General features: G+C 74.8%; 19 protein-coding genes and 1 tRNA gene. 9 read left to right on the forward strand and 11 right to left on the reverse strand.

Annotated elements, in window-relative coordinates; translation table 11 throughout:
• Positions 1-31 precede the first annotated feature (31 nt).
• Genes thrB through argS form a run of 5 tightly spaced genes read right to left on the reverse strand, consistent with a single transcriptional unit; the run spans position 32 to position 6,504 of the window.
• Positions 32-952, reverse strand: a complete 921-nt coding sequence (gene thrB / locus JOD57_RS07325) for a homoserine kinase (protein ID WP_307824539.1) — start codon at positions 950-952, stop codon at positions 32-34.
• 53 nt (positions 953-1,005) lie between these two features.
• Positions 1,006-2,085 carry a threonine synthase gene (gene thrC / locus JOD57_RS07330; protein WP_204691275.1) on the reverse strand — a complete coding sequence of 360 codons (1,080 nt, stop codon included), beginning with the start codon at positions 2,083-2,085 and terminating at the stop codon, positions 1,006-1,008.
• Positions 2,082-3,371, reverse strand: a complete 1,290-nt coding sequence (locus JOD57_RS07335) for a homoserine dehydrogenase (protein WP_307824540.1) — start codon at positions 3,369-3,371, stop codon at positions 2,082-2,084. The genes thrC and JOD57_RS07335 overlap by 4 nt, the downstream gene beginning before the upstream one ends.
• A complete protein-coding gene (gene lysA, locus JOD57_RS07340; RefSeq protein ID WP_204691276.1) occupies positions 3,368-4,846 on the reverse strand; it encodes a diaminopimelate decarboxylase in 1,479 nt (492 codons plus the stop codon). The genes JOD57_RS07335 and lysA overlap by 4 nt, the downstream gene beginning before the upstream one ends.
• Positions 4,843-6,504, reverse strand: coding sequence for an arginine--tRNA ligase (gene argS, locus JOD57_RS07345; RefSeq protein WP_204691277.1), 1,662 nt, complete (start codon positions 6,502-6,504; stop codon positions 4,843-4,845). Before argS ends, lysA begins: the two co-directional genes overlap by 4 nt.
• A 207-nt stretch (positions 6,505-6,711) precedes the next feature.
• On the opposite strand from argS, the gene JOD57_RS07350 reads away from it, so the two are divergent.
• From JOD57_RS07350 to JOD57_RS07360, 3 genes are all read left to right on the forward strand, one after another.
• Positions 6,712-7,530, forward strand: a complete 819-nt coding sequence (locus tag JOD57_RS07350) for a thioredoxin-like domain-containing protein (RefSeq protein WP_204691278.1) — start codon at positions 6,712-6,714, stop codon at positions 7,528-7,530.
• A 7-nt stretch (positions 7,531-7,537) separates the two neighbouring features.
• Entirely contained in the window at positions 7,538-8,239 is a 702-nt protein-coding gene (locus JOD57_RS07355; protein ID WP_204691279.1) for a DUF305 domain-containing protein, read from the forward strand.
• A 57-nt stretch (positions 8,240-8,296) separates the two neighbouring features.
• Positions 8,297-8,368 (forward strand) — tRNA-Arg (locus tag JOD57_RS07360).
• Positions 8,369-8,394: 26 nt separating this feature from the next.
• On the opposite strand, the gene JOD57_RS07365 is transcribed toward JOD57_RS07360, so the two are convergent.
• The 3 genes from JOD57_RS07365 to JOD57_RS07375 form a co-directional block, all read right to left on the reverse strand.
• On the reverse strand, positions 8,395-8,595 hold the full coding sequence (locus JOD57_RS07365) for a hypothetical protein (RefSeq protein ID WP_204691280.1): 201 nt from the start codon (positions 8,593-8,595) through the stop codon (positions 8,395-8,397).
• Between the two features lie 991 nt (positions 8,596-9,586).
• The gene (locus JOD57_RS07370) at positions 9,587-10,027 is read right to left on the reverse strand and encodes a hypothetical protein (RefSeq protein ID WP_204691281.1); all 441 of its coding nucleotides are present in this window, start codon (positions 10,025-10,027) and stop codon (positions 9,587-9,589) included.
• 109 nt (positions 10,028-10,136) lie between these two features.
• Positions 10,137-10,331, reverse strand: coding sequence for a hypothetical protein (locus JOD57_RS07375; RefSeq protein ID WP_204691282.1), 195 nt, complete (start codon positions 10,329-10,331; stop codon positions 10,137-10,139).
• Positions 10,332-10,805: 474 nt separating this feature from the next.
• Between JOD57_RS07375 and JOD57_RS07380 the strand changes: the two genes are divergently transcribed.
• Both JOD57_RS07380 and JOD57_RS07385 read left to right on the forward strand, forming a co-directional pair.
• Positions 10,806-11,096 (forward strand): ArsR/SmtB family transcription factor, encoded by a 291-nt coding sequence (locus tag JOD57_RS07380; RefSeq protein ID WP_239568237.1) that lies wholly within the window; start codon positions 10,806-10,808, stop codon positions 11,094-11,096.
• Positions 11,097-11,437: 341 nt separating this feature from the next.
• Positions 11,438-11,857 (forward strand): arsenate reductase ArsC, encoded by a 420-nt coding sequence (locus JOD57_RS07385; RefSeq protein ID WP_204691283.1) that lies wholly within the window; start codon positions 11,438-11,440, stop codon positions 11,855-11,857.
• 142 nt (positions 11,858-11,999) lie between these two features.
• On the opposite strand, the gene JOD57_RS07390 is transcribed toward JOD57_RS07385, so the two are convergent.
• On the reverse strand, positions 12,000-13,238 hold the full coding sequence (locus JOD57_RS07390) for an MFS transporter (RefSeq protein WP_204691284.1): 1,239 nt from the start codon (positions 13,236-13,238) through the stop codon (positions 12,000-12,002).
• Positions 13,228-14,661: an FAD-dependent oxidoreductase gene (locus JOD57_RS07395; protein WP_204691285.1), complete on the reverse strand. Its 1,434-nt coding sequence runs from the start codon at positions 14,659-14,661 to the stop codon at positions 13,228-13,230. The genes JOD57_RS07390 and JOD57_RS07395 overlap by 11 nt, the downstream gene beginning before the upstream one ends.
• Before the next feature lie 97 nt (positions 14,662-14,758).
• On the opposite strand from JOD57_RS07395, the gene JOD57_RS07400 reads away from it, so the two are divergent.
• Both JOD57_RS07400 and JOD57_RS07405 read left to right on the forward strand, forming a co-directional pair.
• The gene (locus tag JOD57_RS07400; RefSeq protein ID WP_204691286.1) at positions 14,759-15,211 is read left to right on the forward strand and encodes an ArsR/SmtB family transcription factor; all 453 of its coding nucleotides are present in this window, start codon (positions 14,759-14,761) and stop codon (positions 15,209-15,211) included.
• Positions 15,208-15,600 carry a VOC family protein gene (locus JOD57_RS07405; protein WP_204691287.1) on the forward strand — a complete coding sequence of 131 codons (393 nt, stop codon included), beginning with the start codon at positions 15,208-15,210 and terminating at the stop codon, positions 15,598-15,600. The genes JOD57_RS07400 and JOD57_RS07405 overlap by 4 nt, the downstream gene beginning before the upstream one ends.
• Positions 15,601-15,639: 39 nt before the next feature.
• On the opposite strand, the gene JOD57_RS07410 is transcribed toward JOD57_RS07405, so the two are convergent.
• Positions 15,640-17,121, reverse strand: coding sequence for an AAA family ATPase (locus JOD57_RS07410; protein WP_204691288.1), 1,482 nt, complete (start codon positions 17,119-17,121; stop codon positions 15,640-15,642).
• A 174-nt stretch (positions 17,122-17,295) separates the two neighbouring features.
• Between JOD57_RS07410 and JOD57_RS07415 the strand changes: the two genes are divergently transcribed.
• Both JOD57_RS07415 and JOD57_RS07420 read left to right on the forward strand, forming a co-directional pair.
• Entirely contained in the window at positions 17,296-17,892 is a 597-nt protein-coding gene (locus JOD57_RS07415) for a TetR/AcrR family transcriptional regulator (RefSeq protein ID WP_204691289.1), read from the forward strand.
• 5 nt (positions 17,893-17,897) lie between these two features.
• Positions 17,898-20,093: an MMPL family transporter gene (locus tag JOD57_RS07420; RefSeq protein WP_204691290.1), complete on the forward strand. Its 2,196-nt coding sequence runs from the start codon at positions 17,898-17,900 to the stop codon at positions 20,091-20,093.
• Positions 20,094-20,163: the final 70 nt, after the last annotated feature.

The following is a 20,163-nucleotide window of genomic DNA, read 5'->3' on the forward strand; positions in this document are numbered from 1 at the left end:
ACAACACCGCTGGGCGGCAGCGTGTTCCTCGTTATCGAGACGATACCCCAGGTGCAGCGGGCAGCACGCAGGCTCCGTCGGGGTCCACCTCGAGGGGGTACAGACACCACCCCTCCGGGGTGAGTGAGCTCACCCCGGACACCGCGTCCTCGTCCCCCCCGGCGAGGACGAGCAGGCTCGGGCCGGCGCCGGAGACCACCGCGGGGTGTCCCGCGGCGCGCAGCCGGTCGAGCAGGTCGAGCGAGCCGGGCATCGCCGCGGCACGCTGGCGCTGGTGCAGCCGGTCCTCGGTGGCCTCGAGCAGCAGTCCGGGCTCCCGGGTCAGCGCGTGGACCAGCAGCGCGGCCCGGCCGGCGGTGGTGGCGGCGTCGGTGTGCGGGACCGCGTCGGGCAGCAGCCCGCGGGCGAGGTGCGTGGACAGCGTGGCCTCCGGCACCAGCACCACGGGTCGCAGGCCCGGGAGGACCGCGAGCCGGGCGGCACGCGCGGCGCCGCCGGTCATCCACGACAGCGTCGCGCCGCCGAGCAGGCACGGCGCCACGTTGTCCGGGTGCCCCTCGAGCTCCGTGGCCAGCCGGAGGACCGCGCCGTCGTCGCGGACGTCGACGTCGGGGCACAGCTCGAAGGCGCCGACCACGCCGGCGACCACCGCGGCGGCCGACGACCCCATCCCCCGCCCCTGGGGGATGCCGTTCTCCGCGACCACCCGCAGCCCGGGCGGGGACCACCCGAGGACGTCGCAGGCCGCGCGGAACGCCCGCACGACCAGGTGCGACCCGTCGGTGGGCAGCTCCCCCGCCCCGACGCCGGACACCTCGACGGTGAGCCCGGAGTCGGCGACGGCGAACCCGACGACGTCGTGCAGGGTCAGTGCGATGCCGGCGCAGTCGAACGCGGGGCCGAGGTTGGCGCTGGTCGCGGGGACGCGGACCCGCACAGTGGACCCGGCCACGTCCCGGGTCCCCTCGCGAGCGTGCGAGCGGAGGGGAGGACGTGGTCCTCCCATCAGAGGCCCAGCTGCGTGGCGGCCGCGGCGGCGTCGACCGGCACGGTGACCGGGGCGGGCGCGCCGGAGATGGCCCAGTCCGGGTCCTTGAGCCCGTTGCCGGTGACGGTGCAGACGACGCGCTGCCCCGGCGCGAGCTCCCCGGCGGCGGCCACCTTGAGCAGGCCGGCCACCGAGGCGGCCGAGGCCGGCTCGACGAAGACCGCCTCGCTGCGGGCCAGCAGCCGGTAGGCGGCGAGGATCTCGCGGTCGGTGACCGCGTCGATCCGCCCGCCCGACTCGTCGCGCGCGGCCAGCGCCTTGGTCCAGGACGCGGGGTTGCCGATCCGGATGGCGGTGGCGATGGTGGTCGGCTGCTCGACCACCTGACCGGTGACGATCGGCGCGGCGCCGGCGGCCTGGAAGCCCCACATCCGCGGGGTGTGGGTGGCCGGCCCGTCGGCGGCGTACTCGCGGTAGCCCTGCCAGTAGGCGGTGATGTTGCCGGCGTTGCCGACCGGCAGACAGTGCACGTCGGGGGCGTCGCCGAGCACGTCGACGACCTCGAAGGAGGCGGTCTTCTGCCCCTCGATGCGGTACTGGTTGACGCTGTTGACCAGGCTCACCGGGTAGTCGATGGCCAGCTTGCTGGCCAGTGCCAGGCAGTCGTCGAAGTTGCCCTCGACCTGCAGCAGCTTGGCGCCGTGCACCAGCGCCTGGGCGAGCTTGCCCAGCGCGATCTTGCCCGTGGGCACGAGGACGGCGCACACGATGCCGGCCCGTGCGGCGTAGGCGGCGGCGCTGGCGCTGGTGTTGCCGGTCGAGGCGCAGATGACCGCCTGCGCGCCCTCCTCCACGGCCTTGGTGATGGCCATGGTCATGCCGCGGTCCTTGAACGACCCGGTCGGGTTGGCGCCCTCGACCTTGAGGAACACCTCGCAGCCGGTGCGGCGGGACAGCTCGACCGCCGGCACCAGCGGCGTGGCCCCCTCGTGCAGGGTGATCACCGGCGTCGTGGCGCTGACCGGCAGCCGCGACCGGTAGGCCTCGATCAGCCCCGGCCAGACCGGCGAGACGGCACCGCGCAGCGTCTCCGTCATGACAGACCCTCCACCCTCAGCACGCTGGTGACCCCGCGGACGGCGGGCACCTCCCGCAGTGCGGCGATCGTCGCCGACAGCGCCGCGTCCGGGGCGCTGTGCGTCACGATGACCAGTGTGGCGGCGTCGCCGTGGCCGTCCTGGCGGACGGTGGCGATGCTCACCTCGTGCCGGGCGAACTCCGTGGCCACGGTCGCCAGCACACCCGGGACGTCGGCGACGTCGAGGCTGACGTGGTAGCGGGTCGGCGTCTCGGCGATCGGCCGGGCGGGCAGGTCGGCGTAGGCGGTGGGCCCGGCCCCCGCGGCGCCGGACACCCGGTTGCGCGCGACGGCGACCAGGTCGCCGAGCACGGCGCTGGCCGTGGGCTCGCCGCCGGCGCCCTGCCCGTAGAACATCAGCTGCCCGGCGGCCTCGGCCTCGACGAACACGGCGTTGAAGGCCCCGCCGACGGCGGCCAGCGGGTGGCTGGTCGGGATCATCGCCGGGTGCACGCGGACGGCGACCGAGTCGCCCTCCTCCCCCGGCACCCGCTCGCAGATGGCCAGCAGCTTGACCGTGCAGCCGATCTCGGTGGCGCGGGCGACGTCGGTGGCGGTGACCGCGGAGATGCCCTCGCGGTGCACGTCGGCGGCGGTGACGGCGCTGTGGAAGGCCAGCGAGGCGAGGATGGCGCCCTTGGCGGCGGCGTCGAACCCGTCGACGTCGGCGGTGGGGTCGGCCTCGGCGTAGCCGAGCTCGGTGGCCTCGGCCAGCGCCTCGCTGAACCCGGCGCCGGTCTCGGCCATGCGGGACAGGATGTAGTTGGTCGTGCCGTTGACGATGCCGACCACGCGGCGGATCTGGTCGCCGGCCAGCGACTCGCGCAGCGGGCGCAGCAGCGGGATCGCCCCGGCCACCGAGGCCTCGTAGTACAGGTCGACGCCGGCCTTGACCGCCGCGGCGTGCAGTGCGACGCCGTCCTCGGCCAGCAGCGCCTTGTTCGCGCTGACCACCGACTTGCCCGCCTCGAAGGCGGCCAGCAGCAGCGTGCGGGCCGGCTCGAGGCCGCCGATGACCTCGACGACGAGGTCGACGTCGTCGCGGGTGACCAGGCCGAGGGCGTCGGTGGTGAGCAGCCCCTCGGGCACCTCGGGGTGGCGGTCGGGCCGGCGGACGGCGACGCCGACGATCTCCACGGGCCGGCCGACCCGGGCGGTGAGGTCCTCGGCCTGCTCCTCGACCAGCCGCAGCACCGCACTGCCGACGGTGCCGCAGCCGAGGAGGGCCACCTTGAGCGGCGTCACGATCGCGCTCCCACGGGGTGCTCGGGGGCGGGCTGGTCGATCGCCGGGGACGGCGCCGGGGTGCCGGCGAGGACGGCGTCGAGGGCGAACACGTCCGCCAGTGTCTGCCGCCGCACGACCTCGGTGGCGGCGCCGTCCCTGACGGCCACCACCGGCGGCTTGAGCAGGTAGTTGTAGTTGCTGGCCATCGACCAGCAGTACGCGCCGGTCGCGGCGACGGCGAGCAGGTCGCCGGGCTGCACGTCCGACGGCAGCCACAGGTCGCGCACCAGCACGTCGCCGCTCTCGCAGTGCTTGCCGACGACGCGGCACAGCGCCGGCGCGGCGTCGGAGGTGCGGTTGGCCAGCACGCAGGTGTAGTCCGCGTCGTAGAGGGCGGTGCGGATGTTGTCGCTCATCCCGCCGTCGACGGAGACGTAGTTGCGCACCTGCGGCGCGCCGTGCCCGCCGCTGCCGAGGCGGACCGGCTTGATCGTGCCGATCTCGTAGAGGGTGACCGTGCCGGGGCCGGCGATGGCCCGCCCGGGCTCGACGGCCAGCCGCGGCACCGGCAGGTCCAGCGCGGCGCACTCGGCGGCGACGACGGTGCGCAGCCGCCGGGCGACGTCGACGGGGGGGACCGGGTCGTCGTCGGGGAGGTAGGCGATGCCGAAGCCGCCGCCGAGGTTGAGCTCGCCGAGCAGCTCCCCGGTGGCCTGGTGCACCTGGCCGAGCAGGCCGACCACCCGGTGCGCGGCGGCCTCGAAGCCGGCGGTGTCGAAGATCTGCGAGCCGATGTGGCTGTGCAGCCCCGCGAGGTGCAGCGACGGCTCGCGGATGACCCGCACGGCGGCGGTCAGCGCGTCGCCGGTGGCCAGCGAGAAGCCGAACTTCTGGTCCTCGTGCGCGGTGGCGATGAACTCGTGGGTGTGCGCCTCGATGCCGACGGTCGCGCGGACGAGGACCGACACCGGCCGCCCGCTCGCCTCGGCCAGCGGCACCAGCCGGTCGATCTCGTCGAAGGAGTCGACGACGATCCGGCCGATGCCGGCGTCGACGGCCAGCCGCAGCTCGAGGAGCGACTTGTTGTTGCCGTGCAGCGCGATCCGCTCGGCGGGGAACCCGGCGGCCAGCGCGACGGCGAGCTCGTTGCCGCTGCAGGCGTCCAGGTGCAGGCCGTCGTCGGCGATCCAGCGGGCCACCTGCCCGCAGAGGAACGCCTTGGAGGCGTAGTGGACGTCGGCGCCGTCGAAGGCCCCGGCGAAGTCGGCGGCGCGGCCGCGGAAGTCGTCCTCGTCGAGGACGAACAGCGGGGTGCCGTGGGCGCGCACCAGCTCGGTGACCGGCGTGCCGCCCAGGTGCAGCTCGCCGCCGACCCGCCGCGCCGAGCGCGGCCACACCTGCGGGTCGAGGGCGCCGAGGTCGGCCGGCGGGAGCCCGACCGACGGCGGCGGGGTCATGCCGCCGTGCAGCGGCCCCGCGGGGTGCGCCCTCACATCCGCTCCGGTGCGGAGACGCCGAGGACACCGAGGCCGTTGCGCAGCACCACGGCGGTGGCCGCGCACACCCACAGCCGCGCGGTGGTCAGCGGCCCGGCCTCCTCGTCGCCGCGGGGCAGCACCCGGCAGGCGTCGTAGAAGCGGTGGTAGGTGCCGGCCAGCTCCTCCAGGTAGCGGGCCACCCGGTGCGGGGCGCGCAGCTCGGCGGCGCCGGTGAGGACGCGCGGGAACTCGCCGAGCGCCCGCAGCAGGTCGTTCTCCCGCTCGTGGACCAGCAGGGTGACGTCGACACCGGACGCCTCGCCCAGCGACAGCCCGAGGTCGGCGGCGTTGCGCAGCACCGAGGCGATGCGGGCGTGCGCGTACTGGACGTAGAAGACCGGGTTGTCGTTGGTCTGCCGGCTCCACAGGTCCAGGTCGAGGTCGATCGTCTGGTCCATCGAGGTGCGCGCCAGCGCGTAGCGGGCCGCGTCCGCGCCGATCGCGTCGACGAGGTCACCCAGGTTCACCACGTTGCCGGCGCGCTTGCTCATGCGGACCGGCTCGCCGCCCTTCACCAGGTTGACGAGCTGACCGATGAGGATCTCGAGGTCGTCCGACGGGTCGTCACCGAAGGCGGCGACCAGCGCCTTGTACCGGCCGACGTAGCCGGTGTGGTCGGCGCCGAGCATGATCACGACCTTCTCGAAGCCGCGCTCGCGCTTGTCGAGGTAGTAGGCGCAGTCGGCGGCGAAGTAGGTCGGCTCGCCGTCCCCCTTGACCAGGACGCGGTCCTTGTCGTCGCCGAAGTCCGTCGTCCGCAGCCAGACGGCGCCGTCGGCCTCGTAGACGTGGCCCTGCTCGCGCAGCCGGGCCACCGCTTTGTCCAGGGCGCCGGTCTCGTGCAGGGTCCGCTCGGAGAAGTAGACGTCGAAGACGACGCCGAAGTCGGCCAGCGAGGTGCGGATCTCCACCCACATGAGCTCCACGCCCCGGGTGCGGAAGACGGCGAACTGCTCGTCGTCGGGGCGCTCGAGCAACCCGGGCTCGGCTGCGACGACCTGGGCGGCGATGTCCTCGACGTAGGCGCCGGCGTACCCGTCCTGGGGCACCGGGCGGCCGTGCGCCGCGGCCTGCAGACTGCGGGCGAACCGGTCGATCTGCGACCCGGCGTCGTTGAAGTAGTACTCGCGCGTCACGACCCCGCCGGCGGCCTCGAGCAGCCGCCCCAGTGCGTCGCCGACGGCGGCCCAGCGGACGGCACCGATGTGCACCGGGCCGGTCGGGTTGGCCGAGACGAACTCCAGGTTCAGCCGCCGGCCCGCCAACTCGTCGGTGCGACCGTAGGCCTCCCCCGCGGTGACCGCGTCCACCGCGATCCGGCCCAGCGCGCCCCGGGCGAGGGTGACGTTGAGGAAGCCGGGGCCGGCGACGTCGACGCGGGCCACGCCCGGCTGGGCGCGCAGCTCCTCGGCCAGCAGGTCGGCGACGGCGCGCGGCGGCATGCCGGCCGGCTTGGCCAGGCGCAGAGCCACGTTGGTGGCGTAGTCGCCGTGCTCGGGGTTCTTGGGACGCTCGACGAGGACGTCGTCGGGGACGGCGACGGCGAGCGTGCCGCGCTCGACGACCGCCCCGACAGCGGTCCGGACGAGGTCGCGCAACTGCTCGGGTGTCACCGCGTGATCGTACGCAGCGGGCGCGACGCGCCTGCCCGCCGCACCCGCGCGGTCGGGGAGCCCACAGGGAACCGACCTAGACTCGCGGACGAGCAGCGGCCACGGGGCCGGAGGCCCCCATCCTGGGCCGCCCCGCGCGGGAGCACCACCCCAGCCGCCGCGTCGACGACACCGGACGGCGATCGAGCCGAGGACGAGGAGGACCCCGTGGCCAAGGACCGCAAGCCCGATGCCGGCCGGACCGGGGGCGGATCGAGCCGGTCCGGCTCCGGCGCCCGCCCCGCGGGGGCGAGCCGGGCCACCGGCCGGGGCCGCACGCGGCCGCCGACGCAGGTGGTGACCCACCAGCGGCCGTGGGGGCTCATCGCCGCGGCCGTCGCGGTCGTCGTCTTCGCCGCCGCGGCCATCACCTACGCGGTGGTCCAGGTGCGCGAGGCCGACGCCCAGCAGGTCGACGCGATCGACGAGATCGCCGGCATCGAGAGCTTCGAGTACGCCGCCGGGCAGGAGCACGTGACCACCCCGGTCGAGTACGACCAGTCCCCGCCGGTCGGCGGGCCGCACGACGGCGTCTGGGCCGACTGCACGGGCACCGTCTACGACGTCGACGTCCGGCACGAGAACGCCGTCCACTCGCTCGAGCACGGCGCGGTGTGGGTCGCCTACGACCCCGACCAGGTCTCCGACGCCGACGTCGAGCGGCTGTCGGAGCTGGTCGACGGCGTCTCCGGGCGGCTCATGTCGCCCTACGCGGGGCTGGACTCCGCGGTGAGCCTGCAGTCGTGGAACCACCAGCTCAAGGTCGACTCCGCCGACGACCCGCGGATCGAGCAGTTCGCCGACTTCCTCACCTTCAACAGCGAGGTGGAGGGCGCCTACCCGGAGGTCGGCGCCAGCTGCGAGAACCCCGCCTTCATCGCCGACCCGCTGGTGGCCGGCGACCCGAGCGAGCAGGTCGGTCCCACCGACGCGCCGACCACGCCGACCCCGGCCGCCGAGGGCTCGGGCGCGCCGGCCACGCAGTGAGGTCCCGATGACCGGCACCGCCGTCCGTCCCGGCCAGGAGACCCCGGTCCCGGCTCCGGGTCCGCGGGGGCGCGGCCTGCGGGCCGCGCTCCTGGCCGTCATCGCGGTCGCGCTCGTCGCGCTCGGGGGCGGGCTGGCGGTGGGGCTGGGCATCGGCCAGCAGGAGACGCCGACCGCCGACTCGGTCGACGCCGGCTTCTCCCGCGACATGGCACTGCACCACCGGCAGGGGGTGGAGATGGCCAACCTGGCCCTCGAGCGCAGCGAGGACGCGGAGGTCCGGCAGCTCGCCTTCGACATCTCGAGCACGCAGACCAACCAGGCCGGCCGGATGGAGGGCTGGCTGTCGCTGTGGGGCCTGTCCCGCTCCGGTGGCGAGCACATGGCCTGGATGGGCGGCGCGCACGCCGGACACGACACGTCGTCGACGTCCGGCGCCGATCGCGCGCCGATGCCCGGCATGGCCACCGAGGCGGAGCTGGCCGACCTGCGGTCGCTGACGGGGACGGCGTTCGACGTCGAGTTCCTCCGGCTGATGACCCGCCACCACCAGGGCGGCTTCGACATGGCGCAGTACGCCGCCGGGAACGCGAGCGAGACGGCCGTGCGGACCCTCGCCCGCTCCATCGCCGACACGCAGGCCGCCGAGGTCACCACGATGGTCGGCATGCTGACCGCGCGGGGCGGGACGCCGCTGCCCGCACCGTGACGCCCGTCGGCGGAGCGCGCGGGGAGGGCTGGTAACTTCTCCCCTGCCCCACCGCGAGCCCCCGTAGCTCAGGGGATAGAGCACCGCCCTCCGGAGGCGGGTGCGCAGGTTCGAATCCTGCCGGGGGCACACAGAAACTGCAGTTCAGCGGTTCATCAGAACGGCCCGGACGGTCCTCCGCCCAGGCCGTTCTGGTCTCCAGTCCGCAGATGACCCGCAAGACCGTCGCGGACGTGCCGTGCCGCGTCGTCCAGCCGGTCCGCCACCGCGTTGAGGTCGTCGTCGAACAGGTCGGCGTAGGTGTCGAGCGTCAGCGCGGCCGGGGCGTGTCCGAGCATCCGCTGGACGGCCTTCACGTGGCTCCTGAAAGACGGCGAGGCTGGTGGCCGTGTGCCGGAGTTCGTGCGGCACCAACCCCTCGAGGCCGACGGCCGCAGCGGCGCGGTCGAAGCCGGCGCGGCGGAAGATCCGGTTGCGCAGCACTGCTCCACCACGGAGACCGGTGAACAGCAGGTCGTCCGACCTGCACCCCTCAAAGTGCCTCCAGAGCTCCTCCAGTAGGAAGGCCGGGACGGGCACCGACCGGCGCTCGTAACCCTCGGGCACACCCCAGACGAGGGCGCCGTCGACCTCGACGACCGACTCGGCGACCTCGAGACGGCGTCGCCCGACGTCTACGCGGCCGACCTTCCGGGCGGCGAGCTCGCCCCAGCGGACACCGCAGTAGGCCAGCACCAGAACGACCAGCCGGTAGGAGTCCATGACGGCTCGCTCGCGATATGGGAGTCGCGTCCCCGCTCGAGGTCGGGCTGTCTCCGCGGCGAGCGCGTGCACCTGGCTGTGGGTGAGGTAGCGGCGCCGGGCCCGCTCGGCGCGCGGGAGCTTGACTCCGGCGCAGGGGTTGCCGGCCAACCGGCCGTCGCGGACGGCGAGGTCCAGGACGAGGCTCAGCACGCGAAAGTGCTTGCGCACGGTGCCGGCGCCATCCCGACCGCCACCTCCTCTGCCGCCGAGGCCTGGATCTCGGCACGAGCGAGCGTCGTCACATGGCGTTCGCCCCCCTGCGGCAGCAGGTGCCCGTCCAGCGCGCGCTGGTCGTCTACGTCGAGCGGTCGGTGGAATCGCGGTGACCAACCGCCGCGCGAGGCGGCAGTGTCGCTCAGGAGAGAACCGCAGGTCATGCGCCGACGACCTAGACCGAATCCACCGCCTCGCCGGCGACGATCCGCGAAGGCACCGCCTCCAGGACTGCCCGTCGACCGTCGCCGCTCTGCACCATCTGTTGCAACAACTCGACCATGTCCAGGCCGCCCGGCCAGCCGTACCGCTAGCACCAGTCCAGTCGGGTCAGGCTCCACCGGTTCCCAAGGTCGTGGAGGAGTAACCCGGCGTCGGCACCGGCGTCGGATGGATCGGGCGAGTAAACGGACCGTCCAGTGCAGCACCCCCGTCGCACTCCGACGGCCGCGGGGCGGTCTCGGTGACCAGAAAGCCCCTGCCACGCGCGGTGACCGTCGCCGGCTCCGCGTCGTCGCACGTGCCGCCGTACGCGAAAGGCGTTCCGGACATGATGGTGAACGGATTCCAGGTTCCCTCTGCCGTCGTCATCACCAGGGGAGCCACCCGCGCGTTGCCGTGAGTGTCGAAGCCGCTGATCTCGACCACCGTGTCAGCCGGAAAGCCGAGCAGCCCGACCTGGTAGGTCCACTGACCAGAGGAGTAGTCGCGCCACGCGCCGACGAACGCGATGTCCGGCTCGTCCAGAGACAGCGGGGGCGGAGCCGGCACAGGCGCTTGGATGTCGTCCCTTGGCGGCGTGGTCTGCGATGACGAGACAAGAGGCGGCGCACTCGAGGCCTGCGGAGCAACACTCGTACGGCGGGCAGGCGACGAAGACTCACTTGCCGGTGGAGAGGATGCGGGCGGTGGTGAAGCCGTCGGCTGTGTCGTTGTGGCACTGCTTGGCGCGGCACCCGCTGTCGGCGCGGACGTCGATGGGCTGCTCGTGGTCGGGCGAGTATCCGCGGGACTGCCCGACGCCGCAGCGGAAGCAGTGCCGGCGCCACTGACGGCGATCAACGAGCCGCCCCAACCGGCCAGGCCGGCCATGAGAACGACGCCAGTTGCGGCGGCACCGACCTTGACGCGCCTGTCGAACTGCCGAAACGTTCGGCGCACCGAGCCCCTTCCGTCGAGTCACAGCTGTCCAGGCGAGCCGCCAGCAATTGCCTATCGGCCCGCGTGGAGCAGCCTTGAGCTGACCACCGCATGCGGCCGTACTGCGGGATGCCTGACTGGACCGGTCAAGGTGGACCTCGACTAATCCGTTGTGGCGCCCCTCTACCGGTTCCACGGTCATCGCCGCCGGGGCATGGCCGAACACCTGCTGGACGACCTCGACGCCGACCTCGACGCCGGCGCCGGAGGCGATGGCCAGGCACGCCGCGGTGGGTCGCGGAGCTGACGACCCGTCTCCGGCGACCCGTGTCCTCGCCGGACCCGGTGTTCGGCCGGCGTCCGACATCGACACCCATCGCATAGACGCTCGTCGTTAGCATGACCCTCGATGTCCCGGGACGAGAACGAGCCGATGACCGGCCCCAGCTCCATCGGCTGCGCCCCCCTGACCGGCACTGCGATGAGCACCGGGCAGGCCGAAGCCGTCGCTCCCCTGCTGAAGGCGCTGGCCGACCCGGTGCGGCTGCGCCTGGTCAGCCTCATCGCGTCGGCCGAGGGCGGCGAGGCGTGCGTCTGCGACCTCAACGAGGCCTTCGAGCTGACCCAGGCGACGATCAGCCACCATCTCAAGGTGCTGCACTCCGCCGGCGTCCTGGCCCGCGAGAAGCGCGGCGTGTAGGTGTACTACGCCGTGCGCCCCGAGGCACTGTCGGCCGTGGCCGACCTCTTCACCTCCCCGGTCCGCGCGGGCGCATGAGCGACACCGTCGGCGCGACCGCCCGTCGTGATGGCCGCCGGCCTGCTGTCGGGGCGCACGATCCCCGGGTCGCGGCGACGCCTGCCCGGTCCACCCCGGCGAGCCCCCACCCCGACTGTGACCCGACCGGTCCGTCCGTGGGCGAGGTCCGCGCCGTGCACGCGGACACCGGTGCCCGCGTGCACACCCCTGCTCGCCGGACTCCACCCCGCTGCCATCGCGCGTCGACCGCGTCCACCCCTAGACCCGGAGGAGATCCCACCGTGTCCGGCAGGCCCAGCGTCCTGTTCGTCTGCGTCCACAACGCCGGCCGCTCCCAGATGGCCGCCGGCTGGCTGCGGCACCTCGCCGGGGACGCCGTCGAGGTCCGCTCGGCCGGTTCCGCGCCCGGCGACCGGATCAACCCCTCCGCCGTGGCGGCGATGGCCGAGGTCGGCATCGACATCACCGACCAGCGCCCCAAGGTCCTCACCACCGAGGCGGTCGAGGCCTCCGACGTCGTGATCACCATGGGCTGCGGCGACGCCTGCCCGGTCTTCCCCGGCAAGCGGTACCTCGACTGGGTCCTCGAGGACCCGGCCGGCAAGGGCGTCGCGTCCGTGCGGCCCATCCGCGACGAGATCGGGGCCCGCATCCGCGGCCTGCTCGCCGAGCTGCAGGTCGACCCGGCCACCCCCCGGTGAGCGGGCGCCCCGCGGTCCTGGAGGAGCATCGGGCTCCGGTCGCGGGCACCCGGCGGACGCGCGCGGGTGCGGGTGCGCGACGACGTCGCCGCGCACGTGCGGAGCCTCGTCGTCGACCTCGGGGGAGCTCCCCGCGACCGAGCTAGACCGCGGCCGGTCGTCCCCCGCGCCACGCCAGCACGGCAGCCGCCACGACGCCGGCCGCCAGCAGCCCGAAGGCCGCCGCGTGGCTGCCGAGCGCCTCGGCCAGCGCCGTGCCCGCCCAGGGCGCCAGCGCGGTCGCTGCGGTGACGGGGGCGGCGAAGAACCCCGACAGGGTGCCGTAGCGGGCCGTTCCCCAGCGGTCGGCGACCGCGGTCGCCTGCAGCAGGGTGCACGCCCCCCGGACCGCACCGAGGGCGACGGCGGCGGCGACGAGCGCGGCCGGCGGGCTGCTGAGGATCGCGAGCAGCCCGATGGTCAGGGCACCGGCGCCGATCAGGCCGACGGTCCGCCCGGTCGGGGTGGTGCGGGCGCTGAGCGGGCCGTAGACGAGGCGACCGAGGAGCTGTCCGGCGCCCAGCAGGCCGAAGGTGGTGGCCGCCAGGGACGCGGAGAACCCCCGCCCGGTGAGCAGGGGGATCACCGTCAGGCTCGCGGCGTAGAGCCCGAAGGCGGTCAGCGTCAGCGCAGCCGACAGGGCCAGGAACTGGCCGCTGCGCACCTCGGCGGGCACGCCCGAGCCGGAACGGCCGGGTGTGCGTCCCCGGTGGTCCTCCCGCGTCCAGGGTGCCGTCAGCGTGGTCGCGTGCACCGGGATCGTCACCACCGCCAGCACCCCGGCGAGCACCAGGTAGGCGCCGCGCCAGCCGAGCGCCTCGACCAGCGCGTGGGTCAGCGGCGCGAACACCGTGCTGGCCAGGCCGGCGACGAGGGTCAGGGTGGTGAGCGCCCGGACCCGCCGGTCGCCGTACCAGCGGGTCAGCGCCGCGAAGGCCGCCTGGTAGAACACCGCGGACATGGCGGCGCCGGCGACCAGCCAGGCGGCCAGGAAGGTGGCGTAGTTCGGTGCCAGCGCGATCGCCACGGTGGCCGGCACCGCCAGCACCGAGCCCGCCGTCATGACCCGCCGCGGCCCGAAGACGTCCAGCCAGCGCCCGACCGGGATCCCGGCCAGCGCCGAGACGACCAGGCCGGCGGAGAACGCCGCGGTGGCCGTGGTGGCCGACCAGCCGGTGTCGGCGGTGATCGCCGCCAGGGCGACGGGGAAGGCGTAGTAGAGGACGCCCCAACTGGTGATCTGGGTGGTGCACAGACCGACCAGGGCCCGCCGCGGCGAGCGCCCGGGGCTCCCGGCGCCCGCCGCGGCGGTCGGACCACCGGCTCGTCGCTCAGCCGCCATGCGACGCCGAGGACAGCGTCACCGCGACCGGTGCGGCGCCGCAGCAGCCGGCTGCCGGGGGCGACTCCTCGGCCGAGTAGCCGTGCTCCGTGCCGGTCGCGAAGCCCACTCCCCCGGTGCCGCAGCTGGCCGCTTCGGCCGCCTCGCGGTCGCCGAGGTCGGTGGAGCACACCCCGGTCCCGGGCAGGGCGAGCTGGACACGGGTGGCGGCCTCGGTGTCGCCGGCCAGTGCGGCCGCGATGGAGCGGACCTGCTCGTAGCCGGTGGCGAGCAGGAACGTCGGCGCCCGGCCGTAGGACTTCGTGCCCACGACGTAGAAGCCCTCGTCGGGGTGTGCCAGCAGCGCCTCGCCGTGCGGCGGGACGGTGCCGCAGGAGTGGGAGTTCGGGTCGATCAGCGGCGCCAGCGCCGCGGGCGCCTCGACGCCGGGGTCGAGGTCCAGGCGGACCTCGCGCAGCATCTCGAGGTCGGGCCGGAAGCCCGTGGACCGCACCACGGTGTCGACCCGGAGGCAGACCGCGGCGCCGTCACGGCCGGCGCCGGCGACGGTCACCCGGCCGCTCCCGTCGAGTGGCGGGGTCAGCGACGTCAGCGTGAACTCGCGGACGAGCGTCACCGCGCCCCCGGCGACCGCGGCCTCCAGCGACGAACCCAGCAGGCCACGGGCGGGCAGTCCGTCGGCGTCTCCCCCGCCGTAGAGGCGGGCGGGCGAGCGGCCGCGGATGGCCCAGGTGATCTCGGTGCCCGGCTCCCCCTCCCGCAGCCGCACCAGCGCCAGCAGCGTGGTGGCCGCCGAGTGACCCATGCCGACCACGAGGCTGTGCCGTCCCGCGAAGCGCTTCCGGTCGGCGCCCAGGACGTCGGGGAGCGGGCCGGCCAGCCACGGGCCGACCCGGTCCTCGCCGATCGCCGGCAGGCCCGCAGCACCGAGGGGGTTGGACCTCCCCCACGTCCCGGACGCGTCGAGGACGGCGCGGGCGACGACGTCGGCGACCTCGCCGTCGCGCACCGTGCGCACGACGTAGGGCCGGCCCTGGCGGCCGACGGTGCGGGTCTTGTCGACGCCCTGCCGGCCGACCGCGAGCACCCGGGTGCCGGTCCGGACGCGCCCGGCCAGCTCGGGCGTGGCCGCCAGCGGAACCAGGTAGGACTCCACCAGCTCGGCACCGGTGGGCAGCTCGTCAGCAGCGGGCGACTCCCAGCCCTGCGCCTCCAGCAGACGCAGCGCTGCGGCGTCGACGTCGTACTCCCACGGCGAGAACAGACGCACGTGGCCCCAGTCCCGGACGGCAGCGCCGACCCGGTCGCCGGCCTCCAGCACGAGGGGATCCAGCCCGCGCTCGAGCAGGTGCGCGGCCGCCGCCAGCCCCACCGGGCCGGCTCCGATCACCACGACCGGCAGCTCGACGTCCGCCACGTCCATCCCCGGTCCCCTCCTCGACACTTCGACGGTCGTCTATGGCGAGTCACGATAACAGCGGACGCTGTTGACGACAACCGCGACGTGTCATACTCGGGCCATGCGCCAGGAGCTCGACGTCCGCCTCCTCGACCCGGAGGAGTTCACCTCGGCTGCCGATCGGGCCCGCCTGCTCGCGCCCCAGCTCAAGGCCCTCTCCGACCCCAACCGGCTGCACCTGCTGCTGCTGCTGGCCGAGGGCCCGCGCTCGGTCCGCGAGCTCACCGACCTCAGCGGGATGAGCCAGACCCTGGTCAGCCACCACCTGACCCCGCTCCGCGAACAGGGCCTGGTCACCATCACCCCCAAGGGCCGCAGCAACGTCTACTCCCTGTGCTGCGAGGCACTCGCCGGCCCGGTCAAGCTGCTGGCGACCCTCGCCGCGCTCACCCCGGCGGGCGCCGACGCCTGCTGCTCGAGACAGTCCCCCGCGGAGCCGGCGACTGCCGTGGGGGTGCGGCCGGACACCGTCCCCTCCGGGAGCGGCCGGGAGCCCCTAGGTTCGGCCGGGTGACTCCGCAGTTGTTCGCCTACCTCAGCTACCGCGACGCCCCGGCCGCCCTCGACTGGCTGGCCGCGCTCGGCTTCTCGGAGGTGCGGCGTCAGCAGGGGCCCGACGGGCAGGTGACGCACGCCGAGGTCCGCTGGGGGGACGTCGCCGTGATGGTGAGCAGTGACGACGCCGACCACCCGGTGCCGCCGCTGATCGGGCGGTCCACCGGACGCGGCCTCTACCTGCGTGTCGAGGACGTCGACGGGGTGTTCGACCGGGCCGTCGCCGCCGGCGCCCAGCCGGTGATCGCGCCGGAGAACACCCCCTTCCACACCCGGCGCGCCCGGGTCCTGGACCCCGGCGGTCAGGAGTGGAGCTTCGGGACCTACGAGCCCGGCGTCTCCTGGTAGCCGGTGGAGGCGCCAGGCTCGACGGCGACGTCACCTCCGTCAGTGCCGCCGCGGGTGGCGGGGGTGGAATGAGGCCGTCGGCAGGTCCGCCGGAGCCAGGCCGGGCCGCGCTCCGACGTCGTCGGGACCGGCGTCGCCGCCCACACCGAGCAGGGCCCGGGTGACCTGCTGGGTGCTGTCCAGCAGGTCGTCGAGGGCACGGGTGAGGTGCTCGGCCGTGACCGCGCCGACCGGGTCCTGCTCGTGCAGGGCCTCCAGGACGGCCCGCCGCAGCAGCTCCTTGAGGAACGAGGCGGTCACGCCCTCGGTGCGGTCGACGGCCGCCGTCACGTCGTCCTCCGAGAGCCGCAGCGGCACGTCCCTCCCGTAGAGCTCCAGCAGCTCCCGGCGGGCCGCGGCGTCGGGGAGGGCGACGTCGACGGCGACGTCGATGCGGCCCGGCCGGTCGGCCAGCGCCGGCTCCAGCAGGTCGGCGCGGTTGGTGGTGAGGACGAACAGCAGGTCCGCGTCCGGGGCGGCGCCGTCCATGGCGTCGAGCAGGTCGAACAGCACGGGACTGCCGCCGGGGCCGAAGGACCGGTCCATGGCGACCAGGTCGACGTCCTCCAGGACCACCACGGCCGGCTGCAGGTCGCGGGCCAGCTCGGTGACCGAGCCGACGGCGCCGAGCGAACGCCCGGTGATCAGCAGCCGGGTGTACTCGCCCATCCGGCCGAGCAGGTAGCGCGTGGTGTGCGTCTTGCCGGTGCCGGGCGGCCCGTAGAGCAGCAGCCCGCGCTTGAGGTGCTGGCCGGCGGCCCGGAGCCCCGCGCGGTGCTCGGCCACCCCCAGGGCGTGCCGCTCGATGCGGTCGAGCACCGCGGCGGGGAGGACGACGTCGTCGCGGCCCAGGTCCGGCGGGTCGAGGAAGACCAGCTCGACCTGGCCCAGTGGCGTGAGGGCGACCTCGACGAGACGGCCGCGGTAGACGTTCAGCTCGCGGCGCAGGCGGTCGAGCTCGGCCAGGACGCCCTGCGCCTGCTGCACCGGCAGACCGGCCACCTCCACGCTGAGGGTCGGCCGGTGCTCGCTCGCGCCCTGCACGAGCAGCACGTAGCTCCCGGCGTCGTCGGTGACCAGGAGCAGCGCCAGCCGCAGGCAGGCCAGCGTGGACCCGGGACCGTTCGGCAGGTCGACCACGGAGGGAGCGCTCAGCCGTACGGGGGGCAGCGCCTCACCGGTCATCAGCTGCTGGAGGTCGATCCCGACGAAGTGGGGCGGCAGCACGACGCCGCGGACCTCCACCCGGCGCCCGTCCGCCGCGGCCCACGCGTCGAGGGCGGTCTGCAGGTTGACGTGCTCGAGGGGTGGGAGCTCGCGGGCGACCACCGACTGCTCCCGGCCGGCCGAGCCGAGCGCCTCCTGCACGAGGGCGACGACCTCGTTGCGCGCGCCCTCGGTCGGGACGTGCAGCCAGTCCAGCAGCGACCGCAGCCCGGCAGCGAACTCCCCGGCCTCGGTCCCCGACGCCTCCGCCGCCACGACGCCACCCGCTCCCCGTCGACCCGCACGTAGCGGCGCAGCGTAGCGATCAGCACCCTGCCGCACCGGCGACCGGCGCGAGCCGGCCGACCCTCCCGTCGCTGTGGGCGACACCACCGACCGGATCGGTCGGCTGCCCGACCGATCCGGTCGGCCGCCCGTACCGTGGTCGCCGTGGCACGACCGTTCCGGCAGCAGGTGGACGAGGGCATCCTCGACCGCGCCGCCGCCCTCTTCGCCCGTCGCGGCTTCGCCAAGACCTCCGTGCAGGACGTCGCGGCCGCCGTCGGCCTGTCCAAGGCCGGGCTGCTGCACCACTTCCCCAGCAAGGACGCGCTGCACGAGGCCGTCCTCGCGCAGGCCGACACCATCGGCAAGCAGGTCCTCGACCACGTCCGCGACCTGCCGCCCGGCGCGGACCGCGACCGCCGGGCCGTCGAGATCCTGGTCGACGTCGCCCTCGCCCACCCCGGCCTAGTCGCCCTCATGCTCGCGCCCGCCACCCAGCTCGGCAGCGAGGACGCCGACCCGGGGACGGCGACGACCGAGCTGGTGCTGCAGGCCTTCGCCGTCGACCGGGAGTCGACCGAGCCGCAGCGGCTGGTCCGCGTCGTCGGGGCACTGGCCGGGCTCGCCGTCCTGACCCTGGCCGCCCACGCCGAGGACCGGACCACCGCGTGGCGGCCGCACATCGTCGACACCTGCACCGACGCGCTGGGCCACCGCAGGCCCAGCGCCGCCCTGTCCGACCCCCACCAGGCGGAGGCCTGATCAGCATGGCTGTGTTGTTGTCCCGGCTCGGCGCCTTCTCGCACCGGCACCGGCTGTCCGTCGTCCTCGTCTGGCTGGTCGTCCTCGTCGGCGGCGGCGCCGGCGCGGTCACCCTGGCCGGCGAGACCACGAACTCGTTCTCCATCCCCGGGCAGGAGTCGACGACCGCCCTGGAGCGGATCGGCGAGGAGTTCGGTGTCGGCGGCGGCGCCTCCGCCCGGGTGGTCCTGGTCGCCCCGGACGGGCAGACGCTGACCACGCCGGAGAACGCTGCCGCGGTCACCGGGGTGGTCGGCGAGCTCACGCAGCTGCCGGGCGTCGCGACGGCGACCGACCCGCTGGACCCGGCCGCGCCCGCGGTCAACGCCGACCGGACCACCGGCTACAGCACCGTCACCTACGACGCCGCACCGGGCGAGGTGACGCCCGAGCAGCAGGACGCGCTGCTGGCCGCGGTCGACGACGCCCGCGACACCGGCCTGACCGTCGAGGTCGGCGGCGAGGCCGTGCAGGAACCGCCGCACGTCGGGGGCCCGGCCGAGGCGATCGGCGTCGTCGTCGCCCTGGTGGTCCTCGCCGTCACCTACGGCACGCTGGCGATGGCCGGCCTGAACCTGCTGACCGCGCTGGTCGGCGTGGGCATCGGCGTCCTCGGCATCACCGTCGCCACCGGCTTCACCGACCTGTCCTCGACCACCCCGACGCTGGCCGCGATGCTCGGCCTCGCCGTCGGCATCGACTACGCGCTGTTCCTCGTCACCCGGTTCCGCCAGGAGCTGCGCCGGGGCGCCGACGTCGGCACCGCCGTCGCCGTCGCCACGGGCACCGCCGGGTCGGCCGTGGTCACCGCCGGCCTCACCGTGGTCATCGCGCTCGTCGGCCTGTCGGTCGTCGGCATCCCGTTCCTGACCCAGATGGGCGTGGCCGCGGCCGCGACGATCGTCGTCGCCGTGCTCATCGCCCTCACCCTGGTGCCGGCCGTGCTCGGCTTCCTCGGCGTCCGGGCACTGCCCCGCAGGCAGCGGCCCGCCGGGGCCCACCACGGAGGGCGGCACGGTGCGCACGAGGCCGCCCGGCCGGGCTTCCTGGCCGGCTGGGTCGACACGGTCACCCGCCACCGGGTCGTGACGCTGCTCCTCGCGGTGGTGGCGCTGGGCGCGATCGCCGTCCCCTTCTCCTCCATGCAGACGACGCTGGTGCAGACCCCGCCCACCGACAGCACCCAGGCCCGCGCCCAAGAGCTGCTCGCCGACGGCTTCGGCGAGGGCGTCAACGGCCCGATCACCGTCCTGTTCGAGGGCGACGGCGCGGCCCAGGCGGCAGCGGGGGTCAGCGGCGCGGTCGCCGGCCTGGACGACGTCGCCCTCGTCACCCCGCCGGTGCCGAACCCCGACGGCACCGCGGCCCTGCTGACGGTCGTCCCGCAGTCCGGCCCCACGGACCCGGCCACCGAGCAGCTCGTCACCGACCTGCGCGACCTGCTCGCCGGCACCGACGGGGTGCAGGCCTCGGTCACCGGCCAGACCGCGGTCAGCGTCGACGTCGCGCGCAGCCTGGACGAGGCGCTGCCGGTCTACCTGGCCCTCGTCGTGGGGCTGGCGCTGGTGCTGCTGGTCCTGGTCTTCCGCTCGCTGCTGGTGCCGCTGGTCGGCGTCCTGGGCTTCGTGCTCACCATCGGCGCCTCGCTCGGCGCCACGGTCGCGGTGTTCCAGTGGGGCTGGCTGGCCGACGTGGTCAACCTCGACGCCACCGGGCCGCTGATCAGCCTCACGCCGATCCTGGTGATCGGCATCCTGTTCGGCCTGGCGATGGACTACCAGATCTTCCTGGTGTCGCGGATGCACGAGGCCCACGCGCACGGCGCGGCGCCGCCGGAGGCGATCCGCACCGGGTTCCGCCAGGCCGCCCCGGTCGTCGTCGCGGCCGCGCTGATCATGTTCAGCGTGTTCGCCGGGTTCGTGCCCGCCGGTGAGGCGACCATCAAGTCGATCGCCTTCGCGCTGGCCGCCGGCATCCTCTTCGACGCCTTCGTCGTCCGGATGGTGCTGGTCCCGGCGGCGCTGGCGCTGCTCGGCGACAAGGCGTGGTGGCTGCCCCGCTGGCTGCGCTGGCTGCCCGTCCTCGACGTCGAGGGTGCCGCTCTCGAGCGGCCCGACGCGCACGAGGACCGCACCGACCTGGTCGGCGCCGGCCGGCGCTGAGGGCTCCTCCGCCCCGGTCCCGGCCCGCACGCGGCGTGGGGACCGGGGCGTCCGGGTCCGCCGCCCGGGG

The sequence above is a fragment of the Geodermatophilus bullaregiensis genome, assembly GCF_016907675.1.
Classification (GTDB): domain Bacteria; phylum Actinomycetota; class Actinomycetes; order Mycobacteriales; family Geodermatophilaceae; genus Geodermatophilus; species Geodermatophilus bullaregiensis.

Bases quoted from the DNA above. Each gene is read 5' to 3' on its own strand.
- thrC (WP_204691275.1), bottom strand. From the start codon at position 2,085: ATGACGGAGACGCTGCGCGGTGCCGTCTCGCCGGTCTGGCCGGGGCTG.
- JOD57_RS07355 (WP_204691279.1), top strand. From the start codon at position 7,538: ATGACCGGCACCGCCGTCCGTCCCGGCCAGGAGACCCCGGTCCCGGCT.
- JOD57_RS07380 (WP_239568237.1), top strand. From the start codon at position 10,806: ATGTCCCGGGACGAGAACGAGCCGATGACCGGCCCCAGCTCCATCGGC.
- JOD57_RS07390 (WP_204691284.1), bottom strand. From the start codon at position 13,238: ATGGCGGCTGAGCGACGAGCCGGTGGTCCGACCGCCGCGGCGGGCGCC.
- JOD57_RS07395 (WP_204691285.1), bottom strand. From the start codon at position 14,661: ATGGACGTGGCGGACGTCGAGCTGCCGGTCGTGGTGATCGGAGCCGGC.
- JOD57_RS07400 (WP_204691286.1), top strand. From the start codon at position 14,759: ATGCGCCAGGAGCTCGACGTCCGCCTCCTCGACCCGGAGGAGTTCACC.
- JOD57_RS07420 (WP_204691290.1), top strand. From the start codon at position 17,898: ATGGCTGTGTTGTTGTCCCGGCTCGGCGCCTTCTCGCACCGGCACCGG.